This window comes from Stenotrophomonas sp. FBCC-B152 (assembly GCF_059134105.1).
Window position 1 is genome coordinate 4,272,084 of record NZ_CP101442.1, and the last position, 25,467, is coordinate 4,297,550.

Below are 25,467 nucleotides of genomic sequence, written 5' to 3' on the forward strand. Positions count from 1 at the left end.
CTATAGCTCCCCATACTCATCGAGCGTAGGCATCTCCAAATCCGCGTAAGAAGCATTCTCGGAGCTCTCTCCTTCCGAAAGTGCGGACGGGACTGTCATGCCTGATTTCTCATTTGCTGATTGCTCTTCGTTACGTCTCATTGCGCTAAGCCGCTGCCGGGCGAGCTCTTCACGATGCAAACGGTGAATCGCCCTCAGTAGTGGATCGCGGCAGTATTTGGCGATCTGCTCGACAGGGTGTAGATCAAAAATCTGCGCCGCATCGCTCCTTAGGGCTTTGAACCACTGCGCGCCGACCTGCACCCACAGAAGAGACGGGTTGACGCAATCCGCACGGATGTCTGAAGGAGTCCTCGTGCGTAGGAGGTCCTGCATTCTTGAATTAAGGTAGACGCCGTTCGTAGTCCTCACGCCGAGCTGCTCGCTGGCGGTGAACTTAAGCTGCGGCAGCGACGTTGCGATGAGAAAATCATCGTTGTAGTCGCATGGCGATCCGCCGAGACCTAGGCTAGTGAGCCTTGTATCTCGATCCTGTCGGAATGAAATGCCATCTGAGCGATGGCTGTCAGGGAACTCTTCAAATAGATAGCGCTCAACTGCGTCCCATATCCATGGAAGCGCCAGCGCAGCAGTTCGCGCACTCTTGAACCGACCGTCGACTGCTCGACCCATTCGATCATTCAGTGTGTTTCCTTTCAACCAATGCGTGACATCGTTGTTGATATGGTTAATCAGATCCTCTGCTGGCTGATTGAACCTCGCCGCAGCAGTCGGGTTGATGCTGAGCGTGTATCGTCCCAAAGCAAACCCGCGATGCCAAGTCGACTCGTTCTCGGGGCCGCGGTCGCAGTGAACCACGGTAGGCAGCTCCCCATTGCGCTTCACATAGTCACGTAGGAGGATGGCAAGACCCTGTGCTCGAGCCGAGCCTAGGATGAATGCACATGCCAAGGGCATGCCATGTGAATCGCGAGCCACGTATACGGTTCCTCGATCAACCACCGAATGAGCGCCAAGATTCAGTAGCCCTTTCACATCCAGTGGGGTTGCATCTATATGAACTGTATGCTGGGCGAGTGCCGGTGGCTCGGTTCTATCGAATGGATGTGATCGTCGCGCTTGCTTCTGATAGGCGCGCAGCCCCCCAGATCTGAGTGCGCGTTGAGCTGGATCGGTTGCTTTGAACGCTGCGTAGAGCGTGGTCTTGGATACCTGCGTAAGCGATCGTAAGATGCTTTCGTTGAGGTAGGCAGTGTAAGCATGTCCTGGCTTTGGCCACTCGCCTTTACTCCATCGATCTGCGAACTCTGCCACTAGGTTCCTCTGCTCGAGTGACAACCTACTTATGGAGTTGCCACAGTTAGCAAAGTTGGGTACCAGATGGCTTAGCTCAGTTGTTCCACGGCCAGAGCGCAGTGACCGGTTCAGTTCCCGATAGTGTCGAGTCCATTGCTGGGTTCCGTCGCGCATTCTCTCAAGTGTGGTCAACCGCTTAACTGCTCGTTCCCGCGCCTTGCCGCTGCCCGAAAGGAATTCGTCGACCACGTTGGGGTCTTCGCGTGACGACGCCAGGCCATCCATCCAGTGGCGGTCAAGTATTTGCATGGCGGTCTGCTCAGTACCAAGAGGGAGGGTCTCGTCCTCAACACGGCAGCTGGTGAGCGGGGCGTAGAGCTGGCGAGACGCCAACAGATAAATTACATGCTGGATGGTGGCGGATGGCTTGGCTTTAAGGACCGAGGCGGTCGTGCATCTTGTTCCGGGAAGTGCGACAGACAGTAGTTCCTTGCAGATCTCGAGAAAACGCTCAGAGACTGGTGTATCAATTGCCCGGGTGAGCGTCAGAAGATTGGATCTGTATCTACTAGAGTGTTCAGGAGGTGCCCACACTTGGTGACTTAGGCCGCGCTCAATTGCCCAACTACGTGAAGGAACGTGGTGGTACGTGGAGCTTTCGAGCACCCAATCCGTGGCGCCGCCTTCGACTTTTCGCTGAAGCCACTCAAGGGTTTTGCATTCCTCAGCCTGGATTCTGTCCTTGTAGAAGACAAGCAGATCGAGGCTGGCGCTGGAGACATGCCGTCTTCCGCTGGCTGTGATCCTCTGAAACCCGGACGCGGGCACCTGTGTATAGAAGGAAACTATTGCAGGGTCTAGCTCGCACTCTAGCTGCCGAAGTCTTTCGACTGAATGGCTCTCCGAGACTATCGGGCGGCTGCTCTTGCTCGAGTTCGTCAATGAGACGACATTGCGTAGTGCGCCCTTCCCCACAATGCGTGAGGGCGAGCTCAAAATAGCGCGCTCGAGCTCATCCCGGACGTGGTGAGAAATTCCGGCCCGTTCATATACCTCTCGCCGCGCGGCGAGGTCATCCTCAACGGATCTGCTACTGCTCATAGGCCCGCCCTAGTCCCCTTTTTTGAGACTTGACATTTATTTCAGGACGAGCGAGGCTAACTGCGCGAGCCGGTCAAAGCGCGCAATCTAAGGCCCGAGAGCGTCCACTCTCGGGCTTTCTTTTTTTGCCCCACTCAGTTGGATGCTGCGTTCACACATTCTCCCGCGTTAGGTCTATCCAAGACCTTACGCCCGACAATGATCGCGTTCAAGTCACTGTTTTATAAACTTTTATTGTTATATGCGAACGGAGTTGAGCTTGACCGCAAACTCGTGTTCCCACAGTCGCTCGAAGCAGTGCGTGGTCACGTGGCGTGGAAAGTTCCACTACAGTCCAGATTCGCTCATCGTTGGGGCGATCGAGGCGTCCGTTCCATCGCATTGATCGCCCATGGAGGGCATGGCACGCACGAAGTTGAGACCTGCCAAGCCAATCGCAGAGCTTCAGCGTCGACTAGAGCGTGGTGGCGCCTCGCTCGAATTTTGGGATGTGCCTCAAAGTAGGCTTCCACCAGCGTCGCTGTCGCTCTGTCGTTGAGGACCTGCATTCCCAACTTCTCCGGAAGCGGCCCGCACGCGGCGGCTTGAGAGTCAGGCAGGTCGAAGCCCGCGATCACGTACCGCAGAAGCTGAAGGTCGTTGGCATAGTCCGCATAGATCATGGGCGCACATGCAGAGTTTAGGATCTCTCGTAGCCGCATGGTCATAGAGTGGTCCGACAAAGCCGTCGTACCCCTATCCAAGAGTGGATAGACCACGGTACGTACAAAATCAGTGGGATGTGGGGGCAGAAATTCTCTTTCGGCGTACACAAAATCTACGCCATTGTCAGCAACCAATGCGATGCTGACCAGTTCGGAACCCAGATTGTCAGCCCATTCGACATCAAGAAAGAAGCGCGTCATATGATTGCTCCGACGGCAAGATGCATGTTGCTGCGCGTGAAGTGCGCGGGCGCAAGCACCGGGCTGGACTTGACCCTGGAGGGAGTCCTGCTCCGGCGTGGGTAGGAGATGGCCGCTCGAACGACAGGGGCTGCTCCGTCACGCTCAGGTCGGTATTCGGCAGTCGCGTGCTAGCTGGCGCTTGGCGTGCATCTCCAGATCTTAGCAAGTCAAGTCATCGCGTTCTCCGTGGAGACAGGCCCAGACCCATCCCGCTAGTCCATTCACAATGGGCAGCCAGACTCAGGGGAAAATCTGAACTGGTGCGCCTCTGGGCTCGATCAAGCCGTTCAGCATAAATGTTATGGACCGCTGGCCAAACACTCAGCCGCAGCATCTTTGCTGAACGGCCACGGCGCCCCAATAGGACGTGCGCTTTCCGGAAACGGACACCAAAATTGGGGCGCTGCGGGTCAAGTTCGCTTTTCCGTCTAACGAAGACGTGGTCGCTGAGCGGTAGGATCGGTTCCCAAACGATCGCCGATAGTGCCTGTGATCGAATTGACGCATGGGCCCCTGTAACCTCGTCCGTCAGGCACCGCGAGCGTCTCCGATCAGGTTCCTGCCTACGTCGCACGCGGACACCTTACGTGCAGTCGATCGGGATGCGACCCTACCGGCGGCGTCCGGGCACGGCGAGAACGTGGGGTGCCCGCTCCTATTTGTCCAGGAAGGCAACCAATGCCGGAATGGTCTGCTGCGGCGCTTCTTCCATCAGCCAATGGCCGGAGCCTTTGACGATCACGCCTTCCACGTTGGTATCCACCAGCTTGGCCTGGTCGATCAGGAACTGGCCGCCGGCCTTTTCACCGGACAGCACCAGCATCGGCATGTGCACGGGGTCTTGGCGAAGCCCGCAAAGTCCTTGGCATCCTGCTCGAAGTTCTTGAAGTACTCAAAGCCCGCGCGCATGCCGCCGGGGCGTGCGTATTCGGACGCGTAGAACTGCCGATCGGCCTCGGGCACCGAGTGGGTGCGGTCGGCGGCGAAGTCGTTCCAGAAATGCTCGAAGTAGGTGCGCTCGCGGCCATCCACCAGCTTCAGCGGGGTTTCGCCGTAGAAGTGGAAGTGCCACAGATCGCGCAGCAGCCACACGTGGGTCCAGTCGCCCACGCCGGGCAGGAATGCATCCATCAACACGATGCTGTCCACTTCGTCCGGGTACTGGGCGGCGTAGGCGTAAGCCACCATCAGCCCGATGTCATGGCCGACGATCTTGACCTTGGGATAGCCCAGCGACTTCACCAGCGCATGGATGTCCTGCGCCAGCGTCTTCTTGTCATAGCCGCCCTCGGGCTTGGAGGACTGCCCGGCACCGCGCAGGTCGGGCGCGATGACCACATGGCGGCCGGCCAGCTGCGGCATCAACGGGCGCCACATGTGGCTGGTTTCGGCATAACCATGCAGCAGCACCACCGGCGATTCATCGCCCTGGCCGGCCTGCAGGTAATGCAGGGTGACGCCGTTGACGTTGGCGGTGTGGCTCTGGATGGCCGCGCTGCCGGCGGCCTGCGCGGTGGCATGCACGGCCAGCATCAGCACCAGTGCGGTGGCGGCGCGGCGGAACGAACGGGGAAACAGTTTCATGGCGATCTCCTGGAAAGGGGTGCGGCGTTACAGTTGGCTCATGCCACCGTCGGCGATGATTTCGGTGCCGACGATGTAGGCCGATTCGGGCGAGGACAGATGCAGCACGGTGGCGGCGATTTCTTCCGGGGTGCCGAAGCGGCCCAGCGGAATCTGGCTCTGGATCTGTGCGGCGGTGGCATCCAGCGCGGCGGCGTCCAGGCCGAGCTTGGTGTAGATCGGGGTGGCCACCGGGCCCGGGCTGAGCACGTTGACCCGCACGCCGCGCGGCAGCAGTTCGGCCGAGAGCGTCTTCGCCAGCGAAATCACCGCCGCCTTGCTTGCCGCATACACGGAGGTGTTGGGCATGCCGATGCGCGCGTTGATCGAGCCGTTGATGACCACCGACGCGCCCGGGTTGAGCAGCGGCAGCAGTGCCTGCAGCTGGAAGTAGGGGCCCTTGATGTTGGTGTTGAAGATCTGGTCCCACAGCGCTTCGTCCACGTCCGGGTAGGCGGCGAACCTGGCCGCGCCGGCGTTGACGAATACGGCGTCCAAGCGCACCTCGGCGGCGGCCAGGGTCTCGGCCAGGGTGCGGGCGGCGGCGATGTCGCCCGCATCGTTCACCAGCGCCAGGGCCGTGCTGCCCACCGCCGCTGCAGCCTGCTCCAGGGTGGCGGCATCGCGGCCGGTGATGACCACGCGGGCGCCTTCGGCGGCGAAGGCCTTGGCCGCGGCCAGGCCAATGCCGCTGCTGCCGCCGGTGACGAGGACGGTCTTGTTGCTGAAACGGTTCATGCTGATCTCCTTCGATGGTGGCGTTATGCCGTGAGCCCATACTGCGCGGGCGTTCTGCTGTTTCCGTGCCACAATCGCGACGAACTCGTTCGAAGGGATCGAACATGTTGTCTGCCGACGAACTGGCCCTGCTGGAAGCCATCCGCGAGAGCGGCAGCCTGTCGCGTGCTGCGGCCCGCTTGGGCAAGGCGCCGTCCACGGTCTCGCACGCCGCCCGCCAGCTGGAGGCGCGCTTCGATGCCCTGCTGTTCGACCGCCGCCGCTACCGCCTGCAGCTCACCCCGGCCGGCTACCTGCTGGCCCAGGAAGCGGCGCGGCTGATGCTGGACGTGTCCCGGCTTACCCGCCGGGTCAAACAGGTCGCCGGTGGCTGGGAAGACCGGCTGTGGATCGTCACCGACGAAATCCTGGAGTTCGACACGCTGCTGCCGGTCATCCAGGCCTTCGACGCGCTCGGTTCGGGCGTCACCCTGCGCATTACCCATGAAGTGCTCACCGGTACCTGGGACGCGCTTCGCGATGGGCGTGCGGACCTGGTGGTGGGCGCCACCAACGAACCGCCGGTCATCCCCGGCCTGCGCTGGTTCGAACTGGGGGTGATGGAGTGGGTATTCGCGGTGGCGCCGCACCACCCGCTGGCCAAGGCCGCCGAACCGGTGGATGCCTCACTGCTGCTGCAGCATCGCGCGGTGGTGGTGGCCGATACCTCCCGGAAAGTGGACGTGCGCGGCTACGGGGTACTCGGCGGCCAGCCGTCGCTGGCGGTGCCGAGCATGCATGCCAAGATCCGTGCGCAGTGCCAGGGGCTGGGCGTGGGCTGGTTGCCGCGCGAGCGGGTGGTCGGCCTGCTGGCACGCGGTGACCTGGTGGAAAAGCGCATGGCCGATCCGCGCGAACCCAACCTGCTGTACGTGGCCTGGCGCGGTGATCACCAGGGCCGTGCGCTGGATTGGTGGCTGGCGCAGCTCAAGCAGGAGCGGCTCGCGTCGCGGCTGGTGAAGGGCATCGAGGTCACTTGAGACGCTGCTCGATCCACTGCTTGAAGTCGCGCACCACGCCGTCGCGCCCCGCATCGTTGAGCAGGTCATGCGCGTGGTCCTTGTACAGCAGCAGGGTCTTGTCGGCAGAGCCGGCGTTGTCGTTGAACACCTGGCTGCCGGCCGGCACGGTGACCTTGTCGGCGGTGCCATGCGCGATCAGCACCGGCAGGCGCAGCGTGGGGAAGCCACGGCGCAGACGGTCGATACCCACCAGCATCTGCGCCACGGTCAGCGCGGTCTGCTTCTCGGTGGCGATGAGCGGATCGGCATTCAACGCGGCCACCACCTCGGGCAAACGTGAGAATTCCTTGTTGGGCAGCTTGAGCACGCGCAGCTTCGGGAACGGGCCACTCAGCCAGCGCACCAGCGCCAGCACCGGCGCCGGTGCGGGCACCTGGAAGGCGTAGCTTTCGCAGATCAGGCCTGCCAGCTCATCCTGGTGCGCCAACGTGTACGCCGAGGCGATCACGCCGCCGGCGCTGTGCCCGAGCAGGAATACCGGCAGGCCCGGCTCACGTGCACGCGCCACGTCCAGCAGCGATTGCACATCGGCCAGGTAATCGTCGAAGTGCTCCACATGGAAGCGCTCGCCGCTGGATTTGCCGCGCCCGCGCAGGTCCACCGCGTAGACCGCCAACCCCATCGCGATGAACTGCGCGGCGGCCCACTGGTAGTGCCCGCTGTGCGAGTTGAAGCCCGGCACGATCGCCAGCACTGCACGTACCGGCCCGCCCGGGTGCCAGCTGCGGATGAACAGCTCGCGCTCGCCGCCGCTGATGAATTCCTCGCTGCGCGAGGGTCCGGTGCCACGAACGTCGTCGGTCAGGTCATGCAGGCGGGTGGGGGGAACGGTGTTCATGGCGGTTCCTCGTCACGGAGGGAAGGACGACAGGCTCACATGCGGGTGCATGCGGGGCATCGGGCGTTCGGGCGCGCGTCGATGCCCCCACATGGGGGAGTTACGGATACCCCGGGCAGCGCCGGCCACGCCGGGCTTCCGGCGCTATGCTTCGCCCCAGCACGGCACCGCGCCGTGCACCCGGAGAACGCCATGCTCGACCGCCTGGCTGTGCTGGATGAGATCCTGGAGCGCCACGCGCAGGTGCTCCGCCGGGACTTCCATCCCTACCGCAACCACACCTACCGCGTGGCCAATTTCCACTGGTGCATGCTGCCGGGCACGGTGCACGATCTGTACGCGCTGTCGGTGGCCGTGGCGTTCCATGACCTTGGGATCTGGACTGCGGGCACCTTTGATTACCTGGCGCCTTCCGAAGCGCTGGCCAGGCAGTACCTGCTCGAGCAGGACCGGCCGGAACTGGTACCGGTGGTGGTGGCGATGATCAGCGAGCACCACCGGATCTCGCGCGTACCGCCGGACCAGGACCGCCGCATCGAGGCGTTCCGCCGCGCCGACTGGATCGATGTGTCGCTGGGGCTGCTCCGCTTCGACCTGCATCCGGATGACTTCACCCGCGTCGTACAGCGGTTCCCACGGCTGGGCTTCCACCTGCGCCTGGTGCAGTTCTCGCTGCGGCATGGGCTGCGCCATCCGCTGCGGCCGCTGCCGATGATGAAGCGCTAGTCGTCCAGCCGCACCAGTCCACGACGCAGGGCGATATGGATCGCTTCGGTACGGGTGCGTGCACCGATCTTCTCGAAGATGCGCGCCAGGTGTGACTTCACCGTTTCCGACGAGATGCCCAGGTCATTGGCAATGCGCTTGTTCTCCCATCCCTGCGCCAGCGCGGCCAGGATGGACTGCTCGCGCGCGGTCAGCGGCTCCTCGCCGATGTGCTGCGCGATCTCCTCGGAGATCTCCGCCGACAGGCAGCGCTTGCCCTGCGCCACGCGGTGCAGGGCATCCACCAGTTCACGGCGCAGCGAGCTCTTCAGCAGGTAGCCGCAGGCCCCCGCTGCCAGTGCATCGCGCGCATTGGCATCGCCCCGGTAGGTGGTCAGGATCACCACGCGAGCCTGCGGAAACTCCGCGCGCAGGCGGCGGGTCAGTTCGATCCCATCCACACCGGGCATCTGCAGGTCGACCAGTGCGATGTCCGGCAGCAACCGCCGGTACTGTTCGAAGCCGTGGTGTGCATCAGCGGCTTCGCCGACCAGCTCCAGCCCCGGTTCCCCCTCCAGCATGGATGCGATGCCCTGGCGGATCAGGGGATGGTCATCGATGGTCATCGATGGTCAGGGTCATGGCGGGGTCCCGGTAAGGAGTGCACCGTGCATCGTGGCGCTGCCCAACGCAAGCGCTTTCGTCAGCGCCGGAAGCTCCGCCAGCGTGGCAGCCGCACCGCTACCCGGGTGCCGCCGGTGGCCAGTGCCTGCACCGACAGCATCCCGCCGGCCGTGGTGATGCGCTCGAAGCGCACGCCATCGAAGCGGTAAAGGCCCTGTCGCGAACCCAGCCAGAGCAGGCCGTCAGGCGTCTGCGCAAGGGAGAATATCTGCGCCGGCGCGCCATCGTCGGCGGTCCAGCGGTCATGCCGAAGCTGCGAAAGCGCGCGATCGGGCGACAACGCATGGGCCGAAGGCAGCCCGGGTAGCGCAAGCACCAGACAGAACAACAGCCGCCAGCACGCAGCGCCAGCGTGCCGGTTCGTGACGTGCACAGGAGCAGGACGAACCGGAACCCAGGACATATGCGGCAGGCCAATGGGAGTGTGGCGGGTCGCGGCCACCCCGACAGGGCAGCACGCGATGCTGGCGGAGTATGCCACGCGCCCGGCAGCACCGATTCAACGATGCAGCGTGCCCTTGATGCGCGCGTCCTCGCCGTTGACGCTTACCTTGCGGATGCCTTCCGGCAGCGCCGATACCACATCACTGCCTGACACGGCATAGCATTTCACTGGCTATCGCTACGTACTCGGAAAGGGGTCTCATGCCCATCGCTGCCCTTCGTGACTCAACGTGAGGCGCATCTTCAACTTCGTCGGGAAGCCAGGCAGTCCCAAAGCATCCCCCTTGGGTGCCGAATCGCTGAGGGATGTGCGTTCGGTCCCAGAGATAGGCGAACTGCTCGGGATCAACTTCCTTCATCTCAACCAAGGGTTGCATCAACTCCAGGGCTCGGCGCTGGAACCGCGGATTTCGATCAGCATGAAGGGCCAGTAATGCGGCAGCATCGGCTGCTTTCTTGCCGACCGCAGAGATGCGCGGCCAACCCATCGACTTCATGATTTCATTGAGCCGATGGGTGTTCTGTGCGTCAACGCTGAGCACTTCATTCACATCGACCTGTTGTGCGCTCCGCACCTCCTGGTCCCTCAACTCCATCGCCACCAATTCTTCAGCAATTCGACTTTCATCGGAAGGTGCGGCCTGGGCGACTGTACGTCCACCAAAAAACAAGATGCAGAAAGCAAGCAACACATACTTGATGACCTGTCCCAGCACACAGCCTCCTTGCCATCTGATTGCGCGATCAATTCGCCGGTGATCCGACTATAGATTGGACGGGGCACTCCAGGAATTTCGGCGCTTGGACGAAACCCAGCCACGCAGGGTGTGGCTCTACTTGCAGGATCGAGCCTAACACTGTTAGATTCGCCCCCTAACAATGTTAGGTAGAAGCCCCCAGTGCGTCAGCCCATCGCCCGGGACAACATCGTCGGTGCCGCCTTCAAGATCCTCGACGAGGCCGGCATGGAGGGCGTGACCCTGCGCAAGGTGGCCTGCACGCTGGGCATCCGGGCGCCGTCGCTGTACTGGCACTTCAAGAGTAAGCAGGCGCTGGTCGATGCCATGGCCGACGCCATGATCGTGGACGTGGCCCGCCACATCCCCGACGGCCAGCCCTGGCGGCAGACCCTGCTGCAGATCGCCCGCGAGTTCCGGGTTGCGTTCAAGGCCCGCCGCGACGGTGCGCGGGTCTACGCCGGCACCTTCCTGGCCACCGAGAACGTGCTGCGGGTGGGCGAGGCCAGCATCGCCGCGCTGGTTGGCGCCGGTGCGTCGGTGCGGTTCGCCGCGACCGCCTCGATGGATCTGGTGTATTACGCGATGGGCTTTGTGATCGAAGAACAGTCCTGGCCCGGTGACGGCAGCATGGAAGCGCTGGGCGAGGCCTTCATGGCCCTGGCCGAAGCGCGTTTCCCGCACTGCTGGGACGCCCGCGAGGTCTGGAGCGAAGTTGATTTCGACACGCGCTTCGAACAAGGCCTCGGCCTGATGCTGGACGGCATCGAACTGCGCCTTGCGCGCGCCGCTTGACCCCCTTTCCCCTGTTCCCGCTGTTCCGACACGGAAGCTCACTGATGCGCGCCTCACTTTTCCGCTGCACCTCCCTCCTGCTGGTGGCCACGCTGCTGGCCGCCTGCGGCAATAAAGACGACAAGGCAGCCGCCGATGCGGCCGCCGCCTCGGCATTGCCGGTCTCGCTGGCCACCGCCCAGCAGCAGCCCATGGCGCGCACCGTGCTGGTGTCCGGCCCGGTCACCGCGTACGAGGAAATGCAGCTCGGCGTGGAAATCAGCGGCCAGCGCGTGATCGCACTGCCGGTGGACGTGGGCCAGTGGGTCAAGCAGGGACAGGTGCTGCTGCAGCTGGACCACCGCACCCTGGACAGCGAACTGGCGCAGGCCGATGCCTCGCTGAAGCAGGCGCAGGCCTCGCAGGAACTGGCGCGCCTGAACTACGAGCGCAGCGCCAAGCTGGCCGCCCAGCAGCTGATCAGCGAAAGCAGCCTGGACGAGCTGCGCGCTTCGCGGATCAACGCCGAAGCGCAGACCGCCACCGCCCGCGCCGCGCGCGACGCGGCCAGGCTGCGCCGCGACTTCGCCGACCTGCGCGCGCCGGCGGACGGCCTGATCTCCAAGCGCCTGGTGCAGCCCGGCCAGGTGGTCTCGGCCGGTACCGAACTGCTGCGCCTGATCCGTGATGGCCGCCTGGAATGGCGCGCCGAACTGCCCGAAGACCAGCTCACCGGCGTGGCCGTGGGCAACACCGTGGAACTGCCCTACGCCGACGCGGTGGTCAGCGGCCGCATCCGGGCGGTCACCCCGGGCGTGGACGCACAGACCCGCACCGGTACGATCTTCGCCGACCTGCCCGAACCGGGCACGCTCAAGCCGGGCGTTTACGTGGAAGGGCGCATCGTCACCGGCGAAGGCCAGGCGCTGACCATTCCCACCGCCGCCATCGTGCAGCGCGACGGCCACAGCTACGTGTTCACCGTGAACGACAAGCAGCAGGCCGCGCGCCTGCGCGTGCGCACCGGCCAGGCCGTGCAGGGCCGCACCGCGATCCTGGAAGGGCTGAAGGTGGGCGACCGCGTGGTGGTGGATGGCGCCGGCTTCCTGGGTGAAGGCGACCGCGTGCGCGTGGTGGCCGATGCCAAGGCGAGCGCCAAATGAATATTTCCGCCTGGGCGATCAAGCGCCCGTTGCCGGCACTGCTGATCTTCTTCGTGCTGTGCGTGGCCGGCCTGTGGGGCTTCTACCAGCTGCCCGTGGCGCGCTTCCCCGACATCGCATTCCCGATGACGACCGTCACCGTGACCCAGCCGGGCGCTTCGCCCAGCCAGCTGGAGGCCGAGGTCACCCGCAAGGTCGAGGACTCGGTCGCCACGGTCAACAACGTCAAGCGCGTGATCTCCTCGGTCAGCGAGGGCGTCAGCACCACCACCATTGAATTCCAGCTCGAAGCCGACCTGGCCACCGCGCTGGACGATACCCGCGACGCGGTCACCCGCATCCGTACCGACCTGCCGCAGGACATCCAGGAGCCGGTGATCTCCAAGGTGGATATCGGCGGCTCGCTGATGACCTACGCGCTGGTCGCCCCGCACATGACGCCCGACGAGGCCAGCTGGTTCGTCGACCGCGATGTGTCGCGCGCGATGTACGGCGTGCCCGGCGTGGCCCGGGTCACCCGCGTGGGTGGCGTGCAGCGCCAGGTGCGCGTGGACCTGGACCCGAACGCGTTGATCGCGATGGGCATCACCGCCGGTGATGTGTCCCAGCAGCTGGCCCGCATCCAGGTGGAACGTGCCGGTGGCAAGGCCGAGATCGAAGGCGCGCAGCAGACCATCCGCACGCTCGGCACCGTGGGTGACGCGCAGGCACTGCGCGACTACTCCATCGCGTTGCCCGATGGCCGCGCCGTGCGTCTGTCCACCCTGGCCAACGTCACCGATGCTGCCGCCGACCCGACCGAGGCCGCCTTGCTGGACGGCAAGCAGGTAGTGGCGTTCTCGATGTCGCGCACGCGTGGCTCCAGCGAAGTGAAGGTCGAAGCCGGCGTGCACACCGCGCTGGACCAGCTGAAGGCCAGCCACCCGGGCATCGATTTCCGCCTGGTCACCACCGCCATCGATGAAACCCACCGCTCCTACGACTCGTCCATGACGATGCTCTGGGAAGGCGCGCTGCTGGCGCTGCTGGTGGTGTGGCTGTTCCTGCGCGACTGGCGCGCCACCTGGGTATCGGCGTTGGCGCTGCCGCTGTCGATCATCCCCACCTTCGCGGTGATGTACTTCTTCGGCTTCACGCTCAACATCATCACCCTGCTGGCGCTGTCGGTGGTGGTCGGCATCCTGGTGGATGACGCGATCGTGGAAATCGAAAACATCGTGCGCCACCTGCGCATGGGCAAGCCGCCGCTGGAAGCGGCGCGCGAAGCGGCCGGTGAGATCGGCAACGCGGTGATCGCCACCTCGCTGACCCTGGCGGCGGTGTTCGTGCCGGTGGCATTCATGCCCGGCATCGCCGGCAAGTTCTTCCGCGAATTCGGCTGGACCGCCGCCACCGCAGTGTTGTTCTCGCTGCTGGTGGCGCGCCTGCTCACCCCGATGATGGCCGCCTACCTGCTCAAGCCGCATGGCGAAGAGAAGCCCGAATCGAAACTGATGACCTGGTACCTGGGCTGGGTGGACGCCGCGCTGCGCTACCGCGGCCGGACCCTGTGGATCGCCACCGGCCTGTTCGTGGCCTCGCTGGCGCTGGTGCCGTTCATCCCGGCTACCTTCATTCCGCAGTCGGACCTGGGCCGCAGCAACCTCAACCTGGAACTGCCGCCGGGCACCCGCCTGCAGGAAACCGTGGCGGTGGCCGAGCATGCGCGCGCGCTGCTCAAGGACATGCCTGAGCTGAAACAGGTGTACACCGCCGTGGGTGCGGTGCTCGACCTGGGCGACCCCAGCGCCACCGGCGTGGGCGAAGTGCGCAAGGCCACGCTGGTGCTGGACTGGGGCGTGGCCGACGACCGTGACCGCGACCAGCGTGCGCTGGAACGCGACGCCCGCCAGCGCCTGGCGGACCTGCCCGGCGTGCGCGTGAGCTATGTCAGCTCCGAGCCGGGCAACCTGTTGCAGCTGGTGCTCTCCGGCGATGACCCGCAGCGCCTGCAGGAAGCGTCCACCGCACTGGAACGCGACCTGCGCGGCATCCAGGGCCTGGGCAGCGTGACCTCCACCGCCTCGCTGCTGCGCCCGGAACTGCAGATCGTGCCCAACGCCGCACGCGCCGCAGACCTCGGCGTGGCCACCCAGGACATCGCCGAAGCGGCGCGCATCGCCACTGCAGGCGATTACGAGCAGCGCCTGGCCAAGCTCAACCTGCCTGATCGCCAGGTGCCGATCCGCGTCGGCTTCGCCGAAGCCACGCTGGCCAACCCGGCGCTGATCGGGCAGCTGCGCGTGCCCGGCCGCGACGGCCCGGTGCCGTTGGCCGCCGTCGCCGAGATCCGCCAGGGCAGTGGCCCGTCGCAGATCTCGCGCTACCAGCGTCAACGCAACGTGACCCTCACCGCCGAACTCAACGGCCGCCCGCTGGGCGATGTAATGACCGAAGTGCAGGCGTTGCCCAGCGTCAAGCAGCTGCCCCCCGGCGTGACCTTCCTCAACACCGGCGACGCCGAAGTGTTCGTGGAGCTGTTCATCGGCTTCATGCTGGCGATGGCCGCCGGCCTGATCTGCATCTACATGGTGCTGTTGCTGTTGTTCAACCACGCGTTGATGCCGGTCACCATCCTGGCGGCGGTGCCGCTGTGTGCCGGCGGTGCCTTCGGTGCGCTGCTGATCACCCAGAACATGCTGTCGCTGCCGGCGTTGATCGGATTGCTGATGCTGATCGGCATCGCCACCAAGAACTCCATCCTGCTGGTGGATTACGCGGTGATGGCCGAAGACGAGCAGGGCATGAGCCAGCACGATGCGTTGATCGATGCGTGCCGCAAGCGTGCACAGCCGATCATCATGACCACCCTGGCAATGGGCGCCGGCATGATGCCGATCGCACTCGGCTTCGCCGGTGATTCCAGCTTCCGCGCACCGATGGCGATTGCCGTGATCGGCGGCCTGATCACCTCCACGCTGCTCAGCCTGATCGTGATCCCGGCGGCATTCACCGTGATGGATGACCTCGGCGAATGGATGTCGCGGAAGTTCCGCCACCGCTCCACGCACGGCGCGCATTGAGGGAATGACACGTGCGCGCGACGGTACGTCCGTCGCGCGCATGTCATGGGCACGTAACCCCAGCTGCCAATACTGCCGGCCGACCCCACTGCCGCGCCCATGACCGATGTCCACTGCTGGCCGTTATCCCCGCGTCTCGCTGCTCGCCCTGTTGCTGTCTGCTTCCGTACAGGCCATCGCCGCCGAACCGGCACCCGCTGATGACGCGCGCACGCTGGACCAGGTACAGGTCATCGGGCAGGCCACCAGCTTCGCCAAGACCACTGTCAGCCAGGAAACCCTGAAGCGCCAGCAGATCCTGGGCAGCGTCAACAACGCGCTCAATGAACTGCCCGGCGTGGTGGTGAGCGAAGCCGATGCCACCGGCTCCTCGGTCTGGGGTACCCAGATCAGCATGCGCGGCTTCGTGACCAACCGCGACACGCAGCAGATCGGCACCACCATCGATGGCCTGCCCAACGGTGGCTCGGGCTACGGCGGCGGTTCACTGGCCAACCGCTACATCGACACGCTGGACCTGGAGACCATCGAAGTCAGCCAGGGCACGGCGGATATCTCCTCGCGCTCCAACGAAGCGCTGGGCGGCACGCTGAACTTCCTCACCAGCGACCCGCTGCAGGACGCGCGCCTGCGCATGGTCGCCGGTGGCGGCGACAATGACGCGCGCAAGTACGACGTGCGCTATGACACCGGCGTGCTCGGTGGCAACACCCGCGCGTGGATCAGCGCCTCGTCGGCCCGCGTCAACGACTGGATCGACGGCAGCGGCCACGTCAGCAACGATCACCTGGCCGCCAAGTTCATCACCGAGCTCGACCGCTGGACGCTGAGCGGCTACGCCTCGTACAACGATGCCGACGAACCCGAGTACACCAGCGTCACCCCGGAAGCCTTTGCCACCAACCCGGACCGCGACGGCCTCACCGGCACGCTCACCGGCATTCCGTACCTGGACCAGAACTTCCGGTCCGGCTCGCGGGCGCTGCGCGAGAACACCTTTGGCTACCTGCGCGGCGCGTTCGACAGCGGCAACGGCTTCAAGCTGTCGCTCACCGGCTACGCGCACAAGATGGAAGGCCGCGGCGACTGGCTGCCGCCCTACTTGGTGCAGGCGCGCAATGACGGCGCAGGCGCGCCGGAATCGGAATACCTCGGCGGCAGCACCGTGTATGGCGGCAGCGCGCTGGGCCAGTTCTACTTCGTCAATCCCGATGGCAGCGCCGCGCAGATGCGCGCCGGCTGCGTGCCGCGCGCCGGTTTCAGCGCCGAGTACGACCCCAACTGCTACGCACCGGGCGTGCAGGGCGTGCAGTCCTACCGCCATTCGCACTACGACAACGACCGCGCCGGCTTCACCGCCGACGTGGAATGGAAGCAGACCCTGGGCACGGTCGACAACACCGTGCGTGCCGGTGTGTGGCTGGAGCAGTTCGACCGCAGCGTGCGCCGCGACTGGCACCGCCTGCTCAACGTCGGCACCGACATCAGCTTCGACCACCAGCCGTACTGGGTGCAGTTCGAAGACCGCTACAAGACCGACGAGCAGATGTACTACGTGGAGGACGTGGCGCGCTTCGGGTCGTTCAGCGCACGCGTGGGCGTCAAGCAGTTCTTCGTCGACCAGAAGCGCAACCGCGTGATCGGCAGCGCCGAGAACGTGCGCTCGGATTCGAAGTCCGACCCGCTGATCTCCGCCGGCGGCACCTGGACCCTGCCGGTGGAAGGGCTCGAACTGTTCGGCGGCTTCTCGCAGAACTTCGCTGCCATTCCTTCCGGCGTGCTCGGTGAAACCGACGCGCAGCGCTTCTCGCGGGTGGAACCGGAAACCGCCGACAACATCGAGCTGGGCCTGCGCGTAAGCCGCTGGCCCTTGACCGGCTCGCTGACCCTGTACAACATCAAGTTCGACAACCGCATCGTCTACCTGCCCGCGCGGCTGGCCGACGGCATCGATTACCTGGACGAGACCGATGGCGTCTACGAAAACTTTGGTGGCGTGGAAAGCACCGGCCTGGAAGCAGCGCTCGGCTATGGCTGGGACAACGGCTGGCGCATCAACGGTGCCTACACCTACAACCGCTCCAAGTACCTGGGCAGCGGCAACGTGGCGCGCGACACCGAACTGGGCATCGTCGACGGTGCGCAGGTGATCGGCCAGCCCAAGCACGTGCTGGTGGTCTCGGCCGACTGGCAGGGTGACAGCTGGAACTTCGGCCTGTCCGGGCGTTACCTGGGTGAGCGCTACCTGGATGCGGCCAACGACAACCGCCTGCCCTCGGCCACGGTGTTCAACGCCAACATCGGCTTCGACCTGCAGAGCCTGTCGCCGAAGCTGAAGGGCGTGGGCGCCAGCCTCGTGGTCAGCAACCTCACCGACCGCCGTTACCTGGCTGGCGTGGACGGCAGCGACTCGGCCTTCATCGGTGCGCCGCGCACCGTGGGCTTCTCGGTCCGGGTCGACCTGTGAGCCCGGCGCGCCCGCCCTTGCCCGACAGCAGCCGGCGACGGCTGCTGCAGGCGGGGCTGGCCGCAGGCATCGGCGCGCTGATGCCCAGCATCACGCGTGCGGCGGCGATCGCGCCGCATGCGCGGAGCCGCAGCCTCGAGGATGTGCAGCACATCGTGGTGTTCATGCAGGAGAACCGCTCCTTCGACCACTATTTCGGCACGCTGCCCGGCGTGCGCGGCTTCGGCGACCGCTTCGTGGTGCCGGCCGCGCCGCTGGCCGCCGGGCAGCCACGCCGCAACATCTGGTTGCAGCCGAACGCAGCCGGCACCCACGGCATCGCCCCGTTCCCGCTGGATACCGCCGCGCACTTCGGTTACATGCGCGTGGAAGGCACCCCGCACACCTGGCCCGATGCGCAGCGTGCGTGGGACCACGGGCGCATGGCGCACTGGCCGGCGGCCAAGCAGGACCACGCGATGGGCTACTACCGCCGCGATGACATGCCGTTCCAGTTCGCGCTGGCCGAAGCCTTTACCGTGTGCGATGCCTACCACTGCGCGATGCAGGCCGGCACCAATCCGAACCGGCTGTTCCTGTGGACCGGCCACAACGATCCGCACGCACGCGGCGGCGGCCCGGCCGTGGCCAACTCGCACGACAACTTCCCGGAACTGGGCGGCAACCCCGATTCCTACACGTGGACCACCTACGTCGAGCGCCTGCAACGAGCCGGCATCGACTGGCGGATCTACCAGGACATGGCCGACAACTTCACCGACAACCCGCTGGCCGGCTTCGAGCCGTTCCGCCAGGCGTGGCGCGGCGCGCCCGGGCATGACGCGGCGCTGCGCGAGCGCGGGGTCAGCACCCGTGGCCTGGCGCAGCTGCGCGAGGACGTGCTGAAAGGGCAGCTGCCGCAGGTGAGTTTCATCATTGCCGATGCCGCCGGCAGCGAACATCCCGGACCGTCCAGCCCCGCCCAGGGCGCGGCCTATACCGCGCGCGTGCTGGATGCGCTGACGGCGGACCCGGAGGTCTGGAGCCGCACCGCGCTGCTGTTGATGTTCGACGAGAACGATGGCTTCTTCGACCACATGCCGCCGCCTGCGCCGCCGTCGCGTGATCCCGCCGCCACAGGGGGTTGGGCAGGCGCTTCCGCCGTGTCCACCGAGGGCGAATACCACCTGCAGCCGTCGCCAGGCAACGAAAAGGCAGACCCGCTCGACCTGCGTGGCCGCCCCTATGGGCTGGGCCCACGCGTGCCGCTGTACGTGATTTCGCCGTGGAGCCGCGGCGGCTGGGTCGATTCGCAGGTGTACGACCACACCTCGGTGATCCGCCTGATCGAGCGCCGCTTCGGCGTGGCCGCACCCGAACTGTCGCCGTGGCGCCGCGCGGTGTGCGGCGACCTGACCGGTGCCTTCGATTTCACCGCATCCGATACGCGGCCCTTCGTTGCGTCGCTGCCGGCAACCGCTGCCGTTGCCGCGCGCGCAGCGGCCCTGCCCGGGCGCACGATGCCGGCGCTGCCGGCAGACCTTGAACCGGCGAAGCAGGAACCGGGTGTGCGCCCGGCGCGCGCGTTGCCCTACCGCCCGCAGGCGGAGATCGCGCTGGATGCGGACAACACCAAGGTGCAGCTGACCCTGGGGTCCGAAGGCGCCGCCGCGGTACTGCATGTCTACGACCGGCTACGGCTGGAGGCGGTTCCGCGCCGCTACACCGTAGCGCCCGGTGCGCCGCTGCACGATCACTGGCCGATACACGCAGGGGAAGGCTACGACCTGTGGCTGCTGGGCCCGAACGGCTTCCACCGGCAGTTCCGTGGCGAGGCCGCTGCCGCTGCACCGGTGCAGGCGTCCGTGCGCGGGGAGGGCGGGCAGCTGACGCTTCAGCTGCACAACACCGCGGCCACCGCGCAGGCGGTCAGCGTACGCGCCGCCGTCTACGCGGGCCGCATGCCGGAACGCGAGCTGCAGCTGGTGCCGGGGCAGGCCCTGGAGATCCGCTGGAACGCCGCTCCCACCGCCGGCTGGTACGACCTGGAGGTCCAGCAGCCCGGCGTGATGCAGCGCCTGGCCGGGCGCATCGAAGATGGCCGGCCGGGCAGCACCGACCCGGCGCTGGGCACCGGGGCAATGCGCTTCCTGCTCGACTGACGTCTTACGCGCCGGCGGTGGCGGCGCGTTCGATCAGCTTCCAGCCGTTGCCGGACGGATCGCGGAAGCCGGCATCCACCGTGCCGTAGCGCGCCACCGGTTCCTGCATGAATTCCACGCCGGCCGCGCTCAGCCGTTCATAGGTCGCCTGGCAGTCGGCCACGGTCAGTACCAGCGGCGGCATCGCGCCCTTGGCCACCAGCGCATTGAGCGCCTGGGCGGTGGCCGCGTCGTGTACCGGCGGGCCGGGCCGGAACAGGCCCAGCTGGAAGCCGGGCTGGTCCGGGTGCTGCACCGTGAGCCAGCGGTAATCGCCATTGCCGGCATCGGTGTGCACCACGAAGCCCAGCTTGCCGACGTAAAACGCGAGTGCTTCTTCCTGGTCGCGCACATACAGGCCGACCGTTTCAATACCTTGGTTCATGGGACCTCCGTTGTTGGTGGGTCCTTTTTACCGGTCCCGCCGCCCAGCCGCTTCTCCGAAACTGAGGTCTTGAGATCGGGCCGGCTGGCGGCGCGCGCGATGCATTCCGGGGCCTGCGCGGCGGTGCCCGCGGCAAGGCTGGCGCGCAGCTCGCCCGGGCTCTGCCCGGTGATGTCGCGGAAGATCCGCCCGAACGTGCCCAGGCTGTTCCAGCCGGTCTGCAGCGCGATCTCGGTGATCGGCAGGTCGGTGTCGCGGCACAGCGCCACCGCGCGTTCAATGCGCCGCGTAAGCAGGTAGCGGTGCGGCGGCAGCCCGAACGCCTGGCGGAACTGCCGCGCGAAGTAGGCCTCCGATACCGCGCTGACCTGCGCCAGCCGCGCCACCGGCCACGCCTCGTGCGGGGCGCGGTCCATGTGGTCCCTGGCCCGCAGCAGCCGGCGCAGCAGTTCGGGGGTCTGGTTCATCCACGCAAGCCTAGCGCGGTTTCAGTGCCGCCCCGGCATGGCCCGCCGCCGACCAGGCGCGCAGGCCCATCACGGCCAGGCCGACGAACACCAGGTACAGCCCGGCGGTGATATCCAGCGATTTGGCCAGGTACATGCCCACGTAGACCACGTCCACCACGATCCACAGCCACCAGGTGGCCACGTGGCGGCGTGCCTGCCACCACTGCGCCACCAGGCTCAGCGCGGCCAGCATGGCATCCAGCCACGGCAGCGCGGCATCGGTCCAGGTATGCATGGCCGCACCCAGCGCGATGCCGAACACGATGCCCACGGCCAGGTCGCGCAGCAGCTGCCGGCGTGGCAGCGGCACGATCACGATCGCGCCATCCTGCTCGGCATGCCGGTGCCAGCTCAGCCAGCCGTACAGCAGGAAACCACCGAAGGCGACCTGCAGCAGGGTGTCCGAATACAGCCGCGCTTCGATGAACACCACCGCATACAGGCCCACCGCCAGCAGCCCCACCGGCCACGCCAGCACGCGGCGCTGGGCCATCAGCCACACGCCCAGCAGGCTGGCGGCGACGGCGCTCCATTCGAGCATGAGCGCGCTCACAGCCCGAAGGTGACCGACAGCCGCGCCTGGCGCGGTGCACCGGCGAACAGGTAGTAGTCGCCGTAGCTGCTGCCGGTATCACGCCAGTAGAAGCGGTCGAACACGTTGTCCACCGACAGCGTCCAGGTCACCGGGTGCTCGCGCAGCGCGTGCTGGAAGCGCAGGCCGGCATCGAACACCGAATACGAGGGCGCCTTGACGCTGCCATCCACCGTCGCCGCATTGGACGAGGCATAGCGCCAGCCACCGCTCACCGCCAGGCCGGACACGAACGGCAGGGCATAGTCCACGTGCACGGCCGCACGCACCTTGGGCACGTTGACCAGCTGCTGGCCGTCGTAGAACGCGGTGCCGGCATCGCGCGCGCGTGCCTGCAGCACGCTGGCGCTGGCGGTCAGCCCCAGCCGTTCGGTGACCTGGCCATTGGCGGTCAGCTCCAGCCCGGTGTGGGCCTGGGTGCCTTCCTGCACGAAGGTGAAGCCGGCATCGCTGGCATCGGGCTTGGCGTACTGGAACGGCTGGGTGGTGCGGAACACTGCCGCGCCCAGCATCAGGCCGTCGGTGGCGGCGTACTTGACGCCCAGCTCGCGCTGGCGCGACTGCATGGCCGGCAGGAAGGTGCTGCCGTTGGAGGTCCAGAACGGCGCTTCCTGGCCCAGCGACAGGCCTTCCACGTAACTGGCGTACACGTTCAGCTGCTCCGTGGCCTGCCACACCAGCGCGGTCTGCGGCAGGAACTGCGACAGGCGGCTGTGCCGTTCCGGGGTACCGCGCTTGTCGTACGCGCGCTCATCCAGGCGCACGTAGCGGCCGCCGGCCAGCCACTGCCAGTCATCGCCGACGTGCATGCGGTCCAGCGCGAACACCGCGCGCTGCCAGCTGTCCAGGCGCCGCGCGGACGGGCCCGGCTGCAGCGGCGAGGGATCGAACACCGGCACCTGCACGTCGCCGATGTTGGCCGTGCCCACGTACTCGTTGACGTTCTGGCGCTTGTCCACGGTGCGGTGGAACGCGCTCAGCCCCACCGACAGTTCGTGTTCCACCGCGCCGGTGGTGAAGCGGCCGCGCAGTTCGCCGCGTGCCTCGTCATTGCGGCGCACATCGTCGGGGCTGCGGTAATCGTAGATGTCGTAGTCGCCGTTGGGTGCGAAGTAGTTGCCCGGCACGCTGCCATCGGCACAGCCAGCAGCGTAGTAGCAGCCGTACGCAAAGGCGACGTTGTCCTGGATCACCGAGCGGCTGTGGCCCACCGACACCCGCGACTGCCAGGCCGGGCTGAAGTCGTAGGTGTGCAGCGCGGTGAGGTTGGTGCTGTCGATCCCCACCGGCTGCTGCCACGGCTGGTGGCCCAGCATGCGGCTGCGGTCCACGCCGCGCGGCAGTTCGCTGCCGCCCAGCAGCTGGTAACCGGACGCCGAGCGCTGCGCGCTGGTCTGGTAGTTGGCATCCACTTCCAGCTTGCCGCGTTCGCCCATCAGCCAGTCGGCGGCCAGCGAATAGAAATTGCGGCGGCCATCGGCATGCTCGATGTAGGACGAGGTGTCATCCCAGGCGGCGTTGAAGCGCAGCCCGAAGCGCGGGGTCAGCCAGCCGCCCAGGTCCACCGCCGCATAGCGCGAGCCTTCCGAATCGGTGGCCAGGGTGACGTTGCGCACATCCGCGGGACGCTTGCCGACGTAGTTGATGATCCCGCCCGGCGCCATCACGCCAGCGGCCAGACCGGCTTCGCCCTTGAGGATTTCCACCTGCTGCACGTTCTCCAGCGCCAGCCGCTGTTCGCCGGCGATGGCCAGCCCGTTGAAGCGGTAGCCGGTGGCCGGGTCCAGTGAGAAGCCGCGGATGGCGATGTTCTGGTAGTAGCCCACCGGTGCGTAGCTGTCGCCCAGCGAGGCGTCGTGCCGGGCCAGCTCGGACAGGGTGCGCACCTGCAGGCGGTCCAGGAAGGCGCTGTCGAGCACGTTGACCGAGGCCGGGGTGTTCTTCCAGTCGGCGCTGCCGAAGCTGCTCGACGGTGCCAGTGGCGCGGCGGGCTTGCGCGCCTGCACGCGGATGCCGGCCAGGTCGGTGGGCGAGCGCTCGCCTGCGGCGGTGTCGGCGTCACTGGCGTACAGCGGCAGGGCGGCGCAGAGGGCGGCGGTCAACAGCGTGAGGCGGTAGCAGCGGTTCATTCGATTCGTCATCAGCCAGAGGAGACGAAGCGACGGCGCGCAGGCGCACCGGCCCGCAATGGGGGGTGCGCTCGCTGCTCAAGCTCCCTACGCCGGTGCAAACCGGATCAGGTTCCAAGGGACTCTCTCAGCCTGGCAACGCCAGGCACCCCCGCTTCAGTGGCCATTTTCACACCAATCGGCCGCCGTGGCGACCCCGGCGGCTCAGGCAGCGGCGTGCAGCGCGTCCAGCAGGGTCCGGCCGGGGCGGCTGGCGAACCAGTCGGCATGGCCCAGCAGGAACGTGTGGTAGGCCACGTCGGCGTTCGCCGGGGAGCCGGTAACCCCTTGGAAGTACTCCACTTCCGAGAGGGCGAAGTCCAGGTGCACCACCGGCAGCAGGTCGGCCAGCAGGTGTACCTGGGCGGCCGCCAGCGGGCGTACCTGGCGGTAGCCGGCCAGCAGCGCCAGCGCGATATCGGCATGCGCCACCGGGCCCTCGCCGCCGGCATCCAGCCAGGCGATGGCGTTGCGCTCGATCGCGGTGGCCAGGTCGAACAGGGCGCTGGTCGGCGAAGCCAGGCCGAAATCGAAGACGGTGCCGATCGTCGCCGTGGGGCCGTGGCCGTGCCAGAGCAGGTTCGAGACATGCCAGTCGTTGTGCCCCCACAGCACCGGCTCGGCGGCCAGCCGCTCGACCACGGCCGCGTGCCAGGGCAGCACCGCGCGCTGCAGGTCGTGTTCCCAGTGTTGTCGCGACAGGTAGCCGGCCAGCGCGGGGCGGTCGGGAAGCTCGCGCTTCAGCAGCGCCACCGGATCGTGCGCGCGGATCAGGTCGTCGCGCGCCACCAGCAGGTGGGTGCTGCGCTGGGGCGCGTGGTAGCTGGCAGCCGCAGCGTGCAGGCGGGCCAGCATCGCGCCGGCCGTGCGCGCCTGGGCGACATCGTCCAACGGTGTCCATGACGGGCTGTCGCGGTACAGATCGTGGCCATCGCCTTCGGCGTGCAGTTCCCAGGTCCAGTCGCCGTGCGCGATCGCGGTGGCGCCGTCGTGCGCGTGCAGCACCTGCACGACCGGCAGGCCGGCCGCGGCCAGGTGCGCGATGAAGCGATGCTCTTCGGTCAGCACCTCGGCCGTGCGCACACTCACGTGGTGGCGTTTGACGAAGCAGCGCCGCGAACCGCACGCCACCAGGGCTGCAGCGGAGAAGGGGCGCGGGCTGTGCCACAGCACGCGGCACTCCCCGTCCAGTGCAGGGTAGTGGCCGCGCAACCACGCCAGTTCGGTGCCGCTGATCGCCGGCCAGTCTGCAACGACGGCGTCGTTGTCCAGGCCCTGCACGCGGTGATCGGTGTTCATCATGGAAACGTATTTCTTCAGCGGCAGGCCGATGGCCTGTGGGGCAGGTTCAAAGCGGGCTGTCGCGCAGCCAGTCGAACAACTGTGCATCATTCTTCAGGCCGAGCTTGAGCATGGCATCGCCCTTCTGCCGGCTGATGGTGCTCACGCTCTTGTGCAGCTTCGCGGCGATTTCCTTGACGATCAGGCCACTGGCGAGCAGCCGCAGCACTTCCACTTCGCGCGGCGACAACGCGCGTGTGCGTTCATCGCCCAGGCTCTGCGTGCCGATGCGGTCGATGAGGTTCTTCAGCGTGCGGCTCACGTACGGCTGGCCACGGTGCACGGTCTGGATCGCCACCGGCAGTTCCTCCATCGACGAGGTCTTGTCGACCAGTCCCAGTACCCCGGTTCCCACCACCATGCGCAGGATCGCCAGGTTGTTGGAGACGCTCAGCATGAGTACCGGCAGGTCGGGATAGTGACGGCGGACCTGCCCGATCATGGCAAAACCGTCAGGCTGCGCGCCGCCGGGCATGGAGTAATCGGTCACCAGGACATCGCACGGGTTGGCCTTCAATGCGGCCAGAAGCTCGTCCACGCTGCTGGCTTCGGCCACCACATGGCCCACGCCGCTGGTTTCGATCACGGATCGGGTGCCGATGCGGACCACCGGGTGGTCGTCGGCGATGATTATGCGCAAGCTCATGGAATA

22 protein-coding genes and 1 riboswitch are annotated in these 25,467 nt (G+C 66.3%); of the genes, 7 read left to right on the top strand and 15 right to left on the bottom strand.

What is annotated here, in order from left to right; translation table 11 throughout:
* The 5 genes from NMB40_RS19365 to NMB40_RS19385 form a co-directional block, all read right to left on the bottom strand.
* Positions 1–1,605 carry a hypothetical protein gene (locus NMB40_RS19365; RefSeq protein WP_494359521.1) on the bottom strand — a complete coding sequence of 535 codons (1,605 nt, stop codon included), beginning with the start codon at positions 1,603–1,605 and terminating at the stop codon, positions 1–3.
* 1,136 nt (positions 1,606–2,741) lie between these two features.
* A complete protein-coding gene (locus NMB40_RS19370; RefSeq protein ID WP_494359522.1) occupies positions 2,742–3,302 on the bottom strand; it encodes a hypothetical protein in 561 nt (186 codons plus the stop codon).
* 697 nt (positions 3,303–3,999) lie between these two features.
* Positions 4,000–4,167, bottom strand: a complete 168-nt coding sequence (locus NMB40_RS19375; protein ID WP_494359523.1) for an alpha/beta fold hydrolase — start codon at positions 4,165–4,167, stop codon at positions 4,000–4,002.
* Positions 4,125–4,928, bottom strand: coding sequence for an alpha/beta fold hydrolase (locus NMB40_RS19380; RefSeq protein WP_494359524.1), 804 nt, complete (start codon positions 4,926–4,928; stop codon positions 4,125–4,127). The genes NMB40_RS19375 and NMB40_RS19380 overlap by 43 nt, the downstream gene beginning before the upstream one ends.
* Before the next feature lie 27 nt (positions 4,929–4,955).
* Complete coding sequence (locus NMB40_RS19385) at positions 4,956–5,705, bottom strand: SDR family oxidoreductase (protein WP_494359525.1); 750 nt, start codon at positions 5,703–5,705, stop codon at positions 4,956–4,958.
* A 104-nt stretch (positions 5,706–5,809) separates the two neighbouring features.
* On the opposite strand from NMB40_RS19385, the gene NMB40_RS19390 reads away from it, so the two are divergent.
* Positions 5,810–6,724, top strand: coding sequence for a LysR family transcriptional regulator (locus NMB40_RS19390; protein WP_494359526.1), 915 nt, complete (start codon positions 5,810–5,812; stop codon positions 6,722–6,724).
* Here NMB40_RS19390 and NMB40_RS19395 read toward each other — a convergent pair.
* Positions 6,717–7,604 (bottom strand): alpha/beta hydrolase, encoded by an 888-nt coding sequence (locus NMB40_RS19395; RefSeq protein WP_494359527.1) that lies wholly within the window; start codon positions 7,602–7,604, stop codon positions 6,717–6,719. The genes NMB40_RS19390 and NMB40_RS19395 overlap by 8 nt on opposite strands.
* A 192-nt stretch (positions 7,605–7,796) precedes the next feature.
* Between NMB40_RS19395 and NMB40_RS19400 the strand changes: the two genes are divergently transcribed.
* Entirely contained in the window at positions 7,797–8,330 is a 534-nt protein-coding gene (locus tag NMB40_RS19400) for a hypothetical protein (protein WP_494359528.1), read from the top strand.
* On the opposite strand, the gene NMB40_RS19405 is transcribed toward NMB40_RS19400, so the two are convergent.
* The 3 genes from NMB40_RS19405 to NMB40_RS19415 form a co-directional block, all read right to left on the bottom strand.
* Entirely contained in the window at positions 8,327–8,935 is a 609-nt protein-coding gene (locus NMB40_RS19405; RefSeq protein WP_494359529.1) for a response regulator, read from the bottom strand. The two genes, NMB40_RS19400 and NMB40_RS19405, sit on opposite strands and share 4 nt — an antisense overlap.
* A 77-nt stretch (positions 8,936–9,012) precedes the next feature.
* Positions 9,013–9,309: a hypothetical protein gene (locus NMB40_RS19410; protein ID WP_494359530.1), complete on the bottom strand. Its 297-nt coding sequence runs from the start codon at positions 9,307–9,309 to the stop codon at positions 9,013–9,015.
* A gap of 268 nt (positions 9,310–9,577) precedes the next feature.
* A complete protein-coding gene (locus NMB40_RS19415) occupies positions 9,578–10,153 on the bottom strand; it encodes a DUF6624 domain-containing protein (protein ID WP_494359531.1) in 576 nt (191 codons plus the stop codon).
* A 183-nt stretch (positions 10,154–10,336) separates the two neighbouring features.
* Here NMB40_RS19415 and NMB40_RS19420 point away from each other — a divergent pair, with 183 nt between their 5' ends.
* From NMB40_RS19420 to NMB40_RS19440, 5 genes are all read left to right on the top strand, one after another.
* Positions 10,337–10,969 (top strand): TetR/AcrR family transcriptional regulator C-terminal domain-containing protein, encoded by a 633-nt coding sequence (locus tag NMB40_RS19420; protein WP_448141659.1) that lies wholly within the window; start codon positions 10,337–10,339, stop codon positions 10,967–10,969.
* A gap of 44 nt (positions 10,970–11,013) precedes the next feature.
* Positions 11,014–12,111: an efflux RND transporter periplasmic adaptor subunit gene (locus NMB40_RS19425; RefSeq protein WP_494359532.1), complete on the top strand. Its 1,098-nt coding sequence runs from the start codon at positions 11,014–11,016 to the stop codon at positions 12,109–12,111.
* Positions 12,108–15,173: an efflux RND transporter permease subunit gene (locus tag NMB40_RS19430; RefSeq protein WP_494359533.1), complete on the top strand. Its 3,066-nt coding sequence runs from the start codon at positions 12,108–12,110 to the stop codon at positions 15,171–15,173. The genes NMB40_RS19425 and NMB40_RS19430 overlap by 4 nt, the downstream gene beginning before the upstream one ends.
* Positions 15,174–15,279: 106 nt before the next feature.
* Positions 15,280–17,640, top strand: coding sequence for a TonB-dependent receptor (locus NMB40_RS19435; RefSeq protein ID WP_494359534.1), 2,361 nt, complete (start codon positions 15,280–15,282; stop codon positions 17,638–17,640).
* 17 nt (positions 17,641–17,657) lie between these two features.
* Positions 17,658–19,781 (top strand): phosphocholine-specific phospholipase C, encoded by a 2,124-nt coding sequence (locus NMB40_RS19440; protein WP_494359535.1) that lies wholly within the window; start codon positions 17,658–17,660, stop codon positions 19,779–19,781.
* A gap of 4 nt (positions 19,782–19,785) precedes the next feature.
* Here NMB40_RS19440 and NMB40_RS19445 read toward each other — a convergent pair whose 3' ends face one another.
* The 6 genes from NMB40_RS19445 to NMB40_RS19470 form a co-directional block, all read right to left on the bottom strand.
* The gene (locus NMB40_RS19445) at positions 19,786–20,205 is read right to left on the bottom strand and encodes a VOC family protein (RefSeq protein ID WP_448141664.1); all 420 of its coding nucleotides are present in this window, start codon (positions 20,203–20,205) and stop codon (positions 19,786–19,788) included.
* The gene (locus NMB40_RS19450; protein ID WP_448141665.1) at positions 20,202–20,672 is read right to left on the bottom strand and encodes a helix-turn-helix transcriptional regulator; all 471 of its coding nucleotides are present in this window, start codon (positions 20,670–20,672) and stop codon (positions 20,202–20,204) included. The genes NMB40_RS19445 and NMB40_RS19450 overlap by 4 nt, the downstream gene beginning before the upstream one ends.
* Before the next feature lie 10 nt (positions 20,673–20,682).
* Positions 20,683–21,255, bottom strand: a complete 573-nt coding sequence (gene pnuC / locus NMB40_RS19455; protein WP_282244552.1) for a nicotinamide riboside transporter PnuC — start codon at positions 21,253–21,255, stop codon at positions 20,683–20,685.
* Between the two features lie 8 nt (positions 21,256–21,263).
* Positions 21,264–23,435 carry a TonB-dependent receptor gene (locus NMB40_RS19460; RefSeq protein ID WP_494359536.1) on the bottom strand — a complete coding sequence of 724 codons (2,172 nt, stop codon included), beginning with the start codon at positions 23,433–23,435 and terminating at the stop codon, positions 21,264–21,266.
* 67 nt (positions 23,436–23,502) lie between these two features.
* Positions 23,503–23,598: riboswitch (TPP riboswitch) on the bottom strand.
* Between the two features lie 41 nt (positions 23,599–23,639).
* Positions 23,640–24,776 carry a phosphotransferase enzyme family protein gene (locus NMB40_RS19465; RefSeq protein WP_494359537.1) on the bottom strand — a complete coding sequence of 379 codons (1,137 nt, stop codon included), beginning with the start codon at positions 24,774–24,776 and terminating at the stop codon, positions 23,640–23,642.
* Positions 24,777–24,822: 46 nt separating this feature from the next.
* A complete protein-coding gene (locus NMB40_RS19470; RefSeq protein WP_494359538.1) occupies positions 24,823–25,461 on the bottom strand; it encodes a response regulator in 639 nt (212 codons plus the stop codon).
* Positions 25,462–25,467: the final 6 nt, after the last annotated feature.

Excerpts from the sequence above, each read along its gene's own strand:
- NMB40_RS19365 (WP_494359521.1), bottom strand. The coding sequence starts at position 1,605 with ATGCAAATACTTGACCGCCACTGGATGGATGGCCTGGCGTCGTCACGC.
- NMB40_RS19370 (WP_494359522.1), bottom strand. The coding sequence starts at position 3,302 with ATGACGCGCTTCTTTCTTGATGTCGAATGGGCTGACAATCTGGGTTCC.
- NMB40_RS19375 (WP_494359523.1), bottom strand. The coding sequence starts at position 4,167 with ATGCTGGTGCTGTCCGGTGAAAAGGCCGGCGGCCAGTTCCTGATCGAC.
- NMB40_RS19380 (WP_494359524.1), bottom strand. The coding sequence starts at position 4,928 with ATGAAACTGTTTCCCCGTTCGTTCCGCCGCGCCGCCACCGCACTGGTG.
- NMB40_RS19385 (WP_494359525.1), bottom strand. The coding sequence starts at position 5,705 with ATGAACCGTTTCAGCAACAAGACCGTCCTCGTCACCGGCGGCAGCAGC.
- NMB40_RS19390 (WP_494359526.1), top strand. The coding sequence starts at position 5,810 with ATGTTGTCTGCCGACGAACTGGCCCTGCTGGAAGCCATCCGCGAGAGC.
- NMB40_RS19395 (WP_494359527.1), bottom strand. The coding sequence starts at position 7,604 with ATGAACACCGTTCCCCCCACCCGCCTGCATGACCTGACCGACGACGTT.
- NMB40_RS19400 (WP_494359528.1), top strand. The coding sequence starts at position 7,797 with ATGCTCGACCGCCTGGCTGTGCTGGATGAGATCCTGGAGCGCCACGCG.
- NMB40_RS19405 (WP_494359529.1), bottom strand. The coding sequence starts at position 8,935 with ATGACCATCGATGACCATCCCCTGATCCGCCAGGGCATCGCATCCATG.
- NMB40_RS19425 (WP_494359532.1), top strand. The coding sequence starts at position 11,014 with ATGCGCGCCTCACTTTTCCGCTGCACCTCCCTCCTGCTGGTGGCCACG.
- NMB40_RS19430 (WP_494359533.1), top strand. The coding sequence starts at position 12,108 with ATGAATATTTCCGCCTGGGCGATCAAGCGCCCGTTGCCGGCACTGCTG.
- NMB40_RS19435 (WP_494359534.1), top strand. The coding sequence starts at position 15,280 with ATGTCCACTGCTGGCCGTTATCCCCGCGTCTCGCTGCTCGCCCTGTTG.
- NMB40_RS19445 (WP_448141664.1), bottom strand. The coding sequence starts at position 20,205 with ATGAACCAAGGTATTGAAACGGTCGGCCTGTATGTGCGCGACCAGGAA.
- NMB40_RS19450 (WP_448141665.1), bottom strand. The coding sequence starts at position 20,672 with ATGAACCAGACCCCCGAACTGCTGCGCCGGCTGCTGCGGGCCAGGGAC.
- pnuC (WP_282244552.1), bottom strand. The coding sequence starts at position 21,255 with ATGCTCGAATGGAGCGCCGTCGCCGCCAGCCTGCTGGGCGTGTGGCTG.
- NMB40_RS19460 (WP_494359536.1), bottom strand. The coding sequence starts at position 23,435 with ATGAACCGCTGCTACCGCCTCACGCTGTTGACCGCCGCCCTCTGCGCC.
- NMB40_RS19465 (WP_494359537.1), bottom strand. The coding sequence starts at position 24,776 with ATGATGAACACCGATCACCGCGTGCAGGGCCTGGACAACGACGCCGTC.
- NMB40_RS19470 (WP_494359538.1), bottom strand. The coding sequence starts at position 25,461 with ATGAGCTTGCGCATAATCATCGCCGACGACCACCCGGTGGTCCGCATC.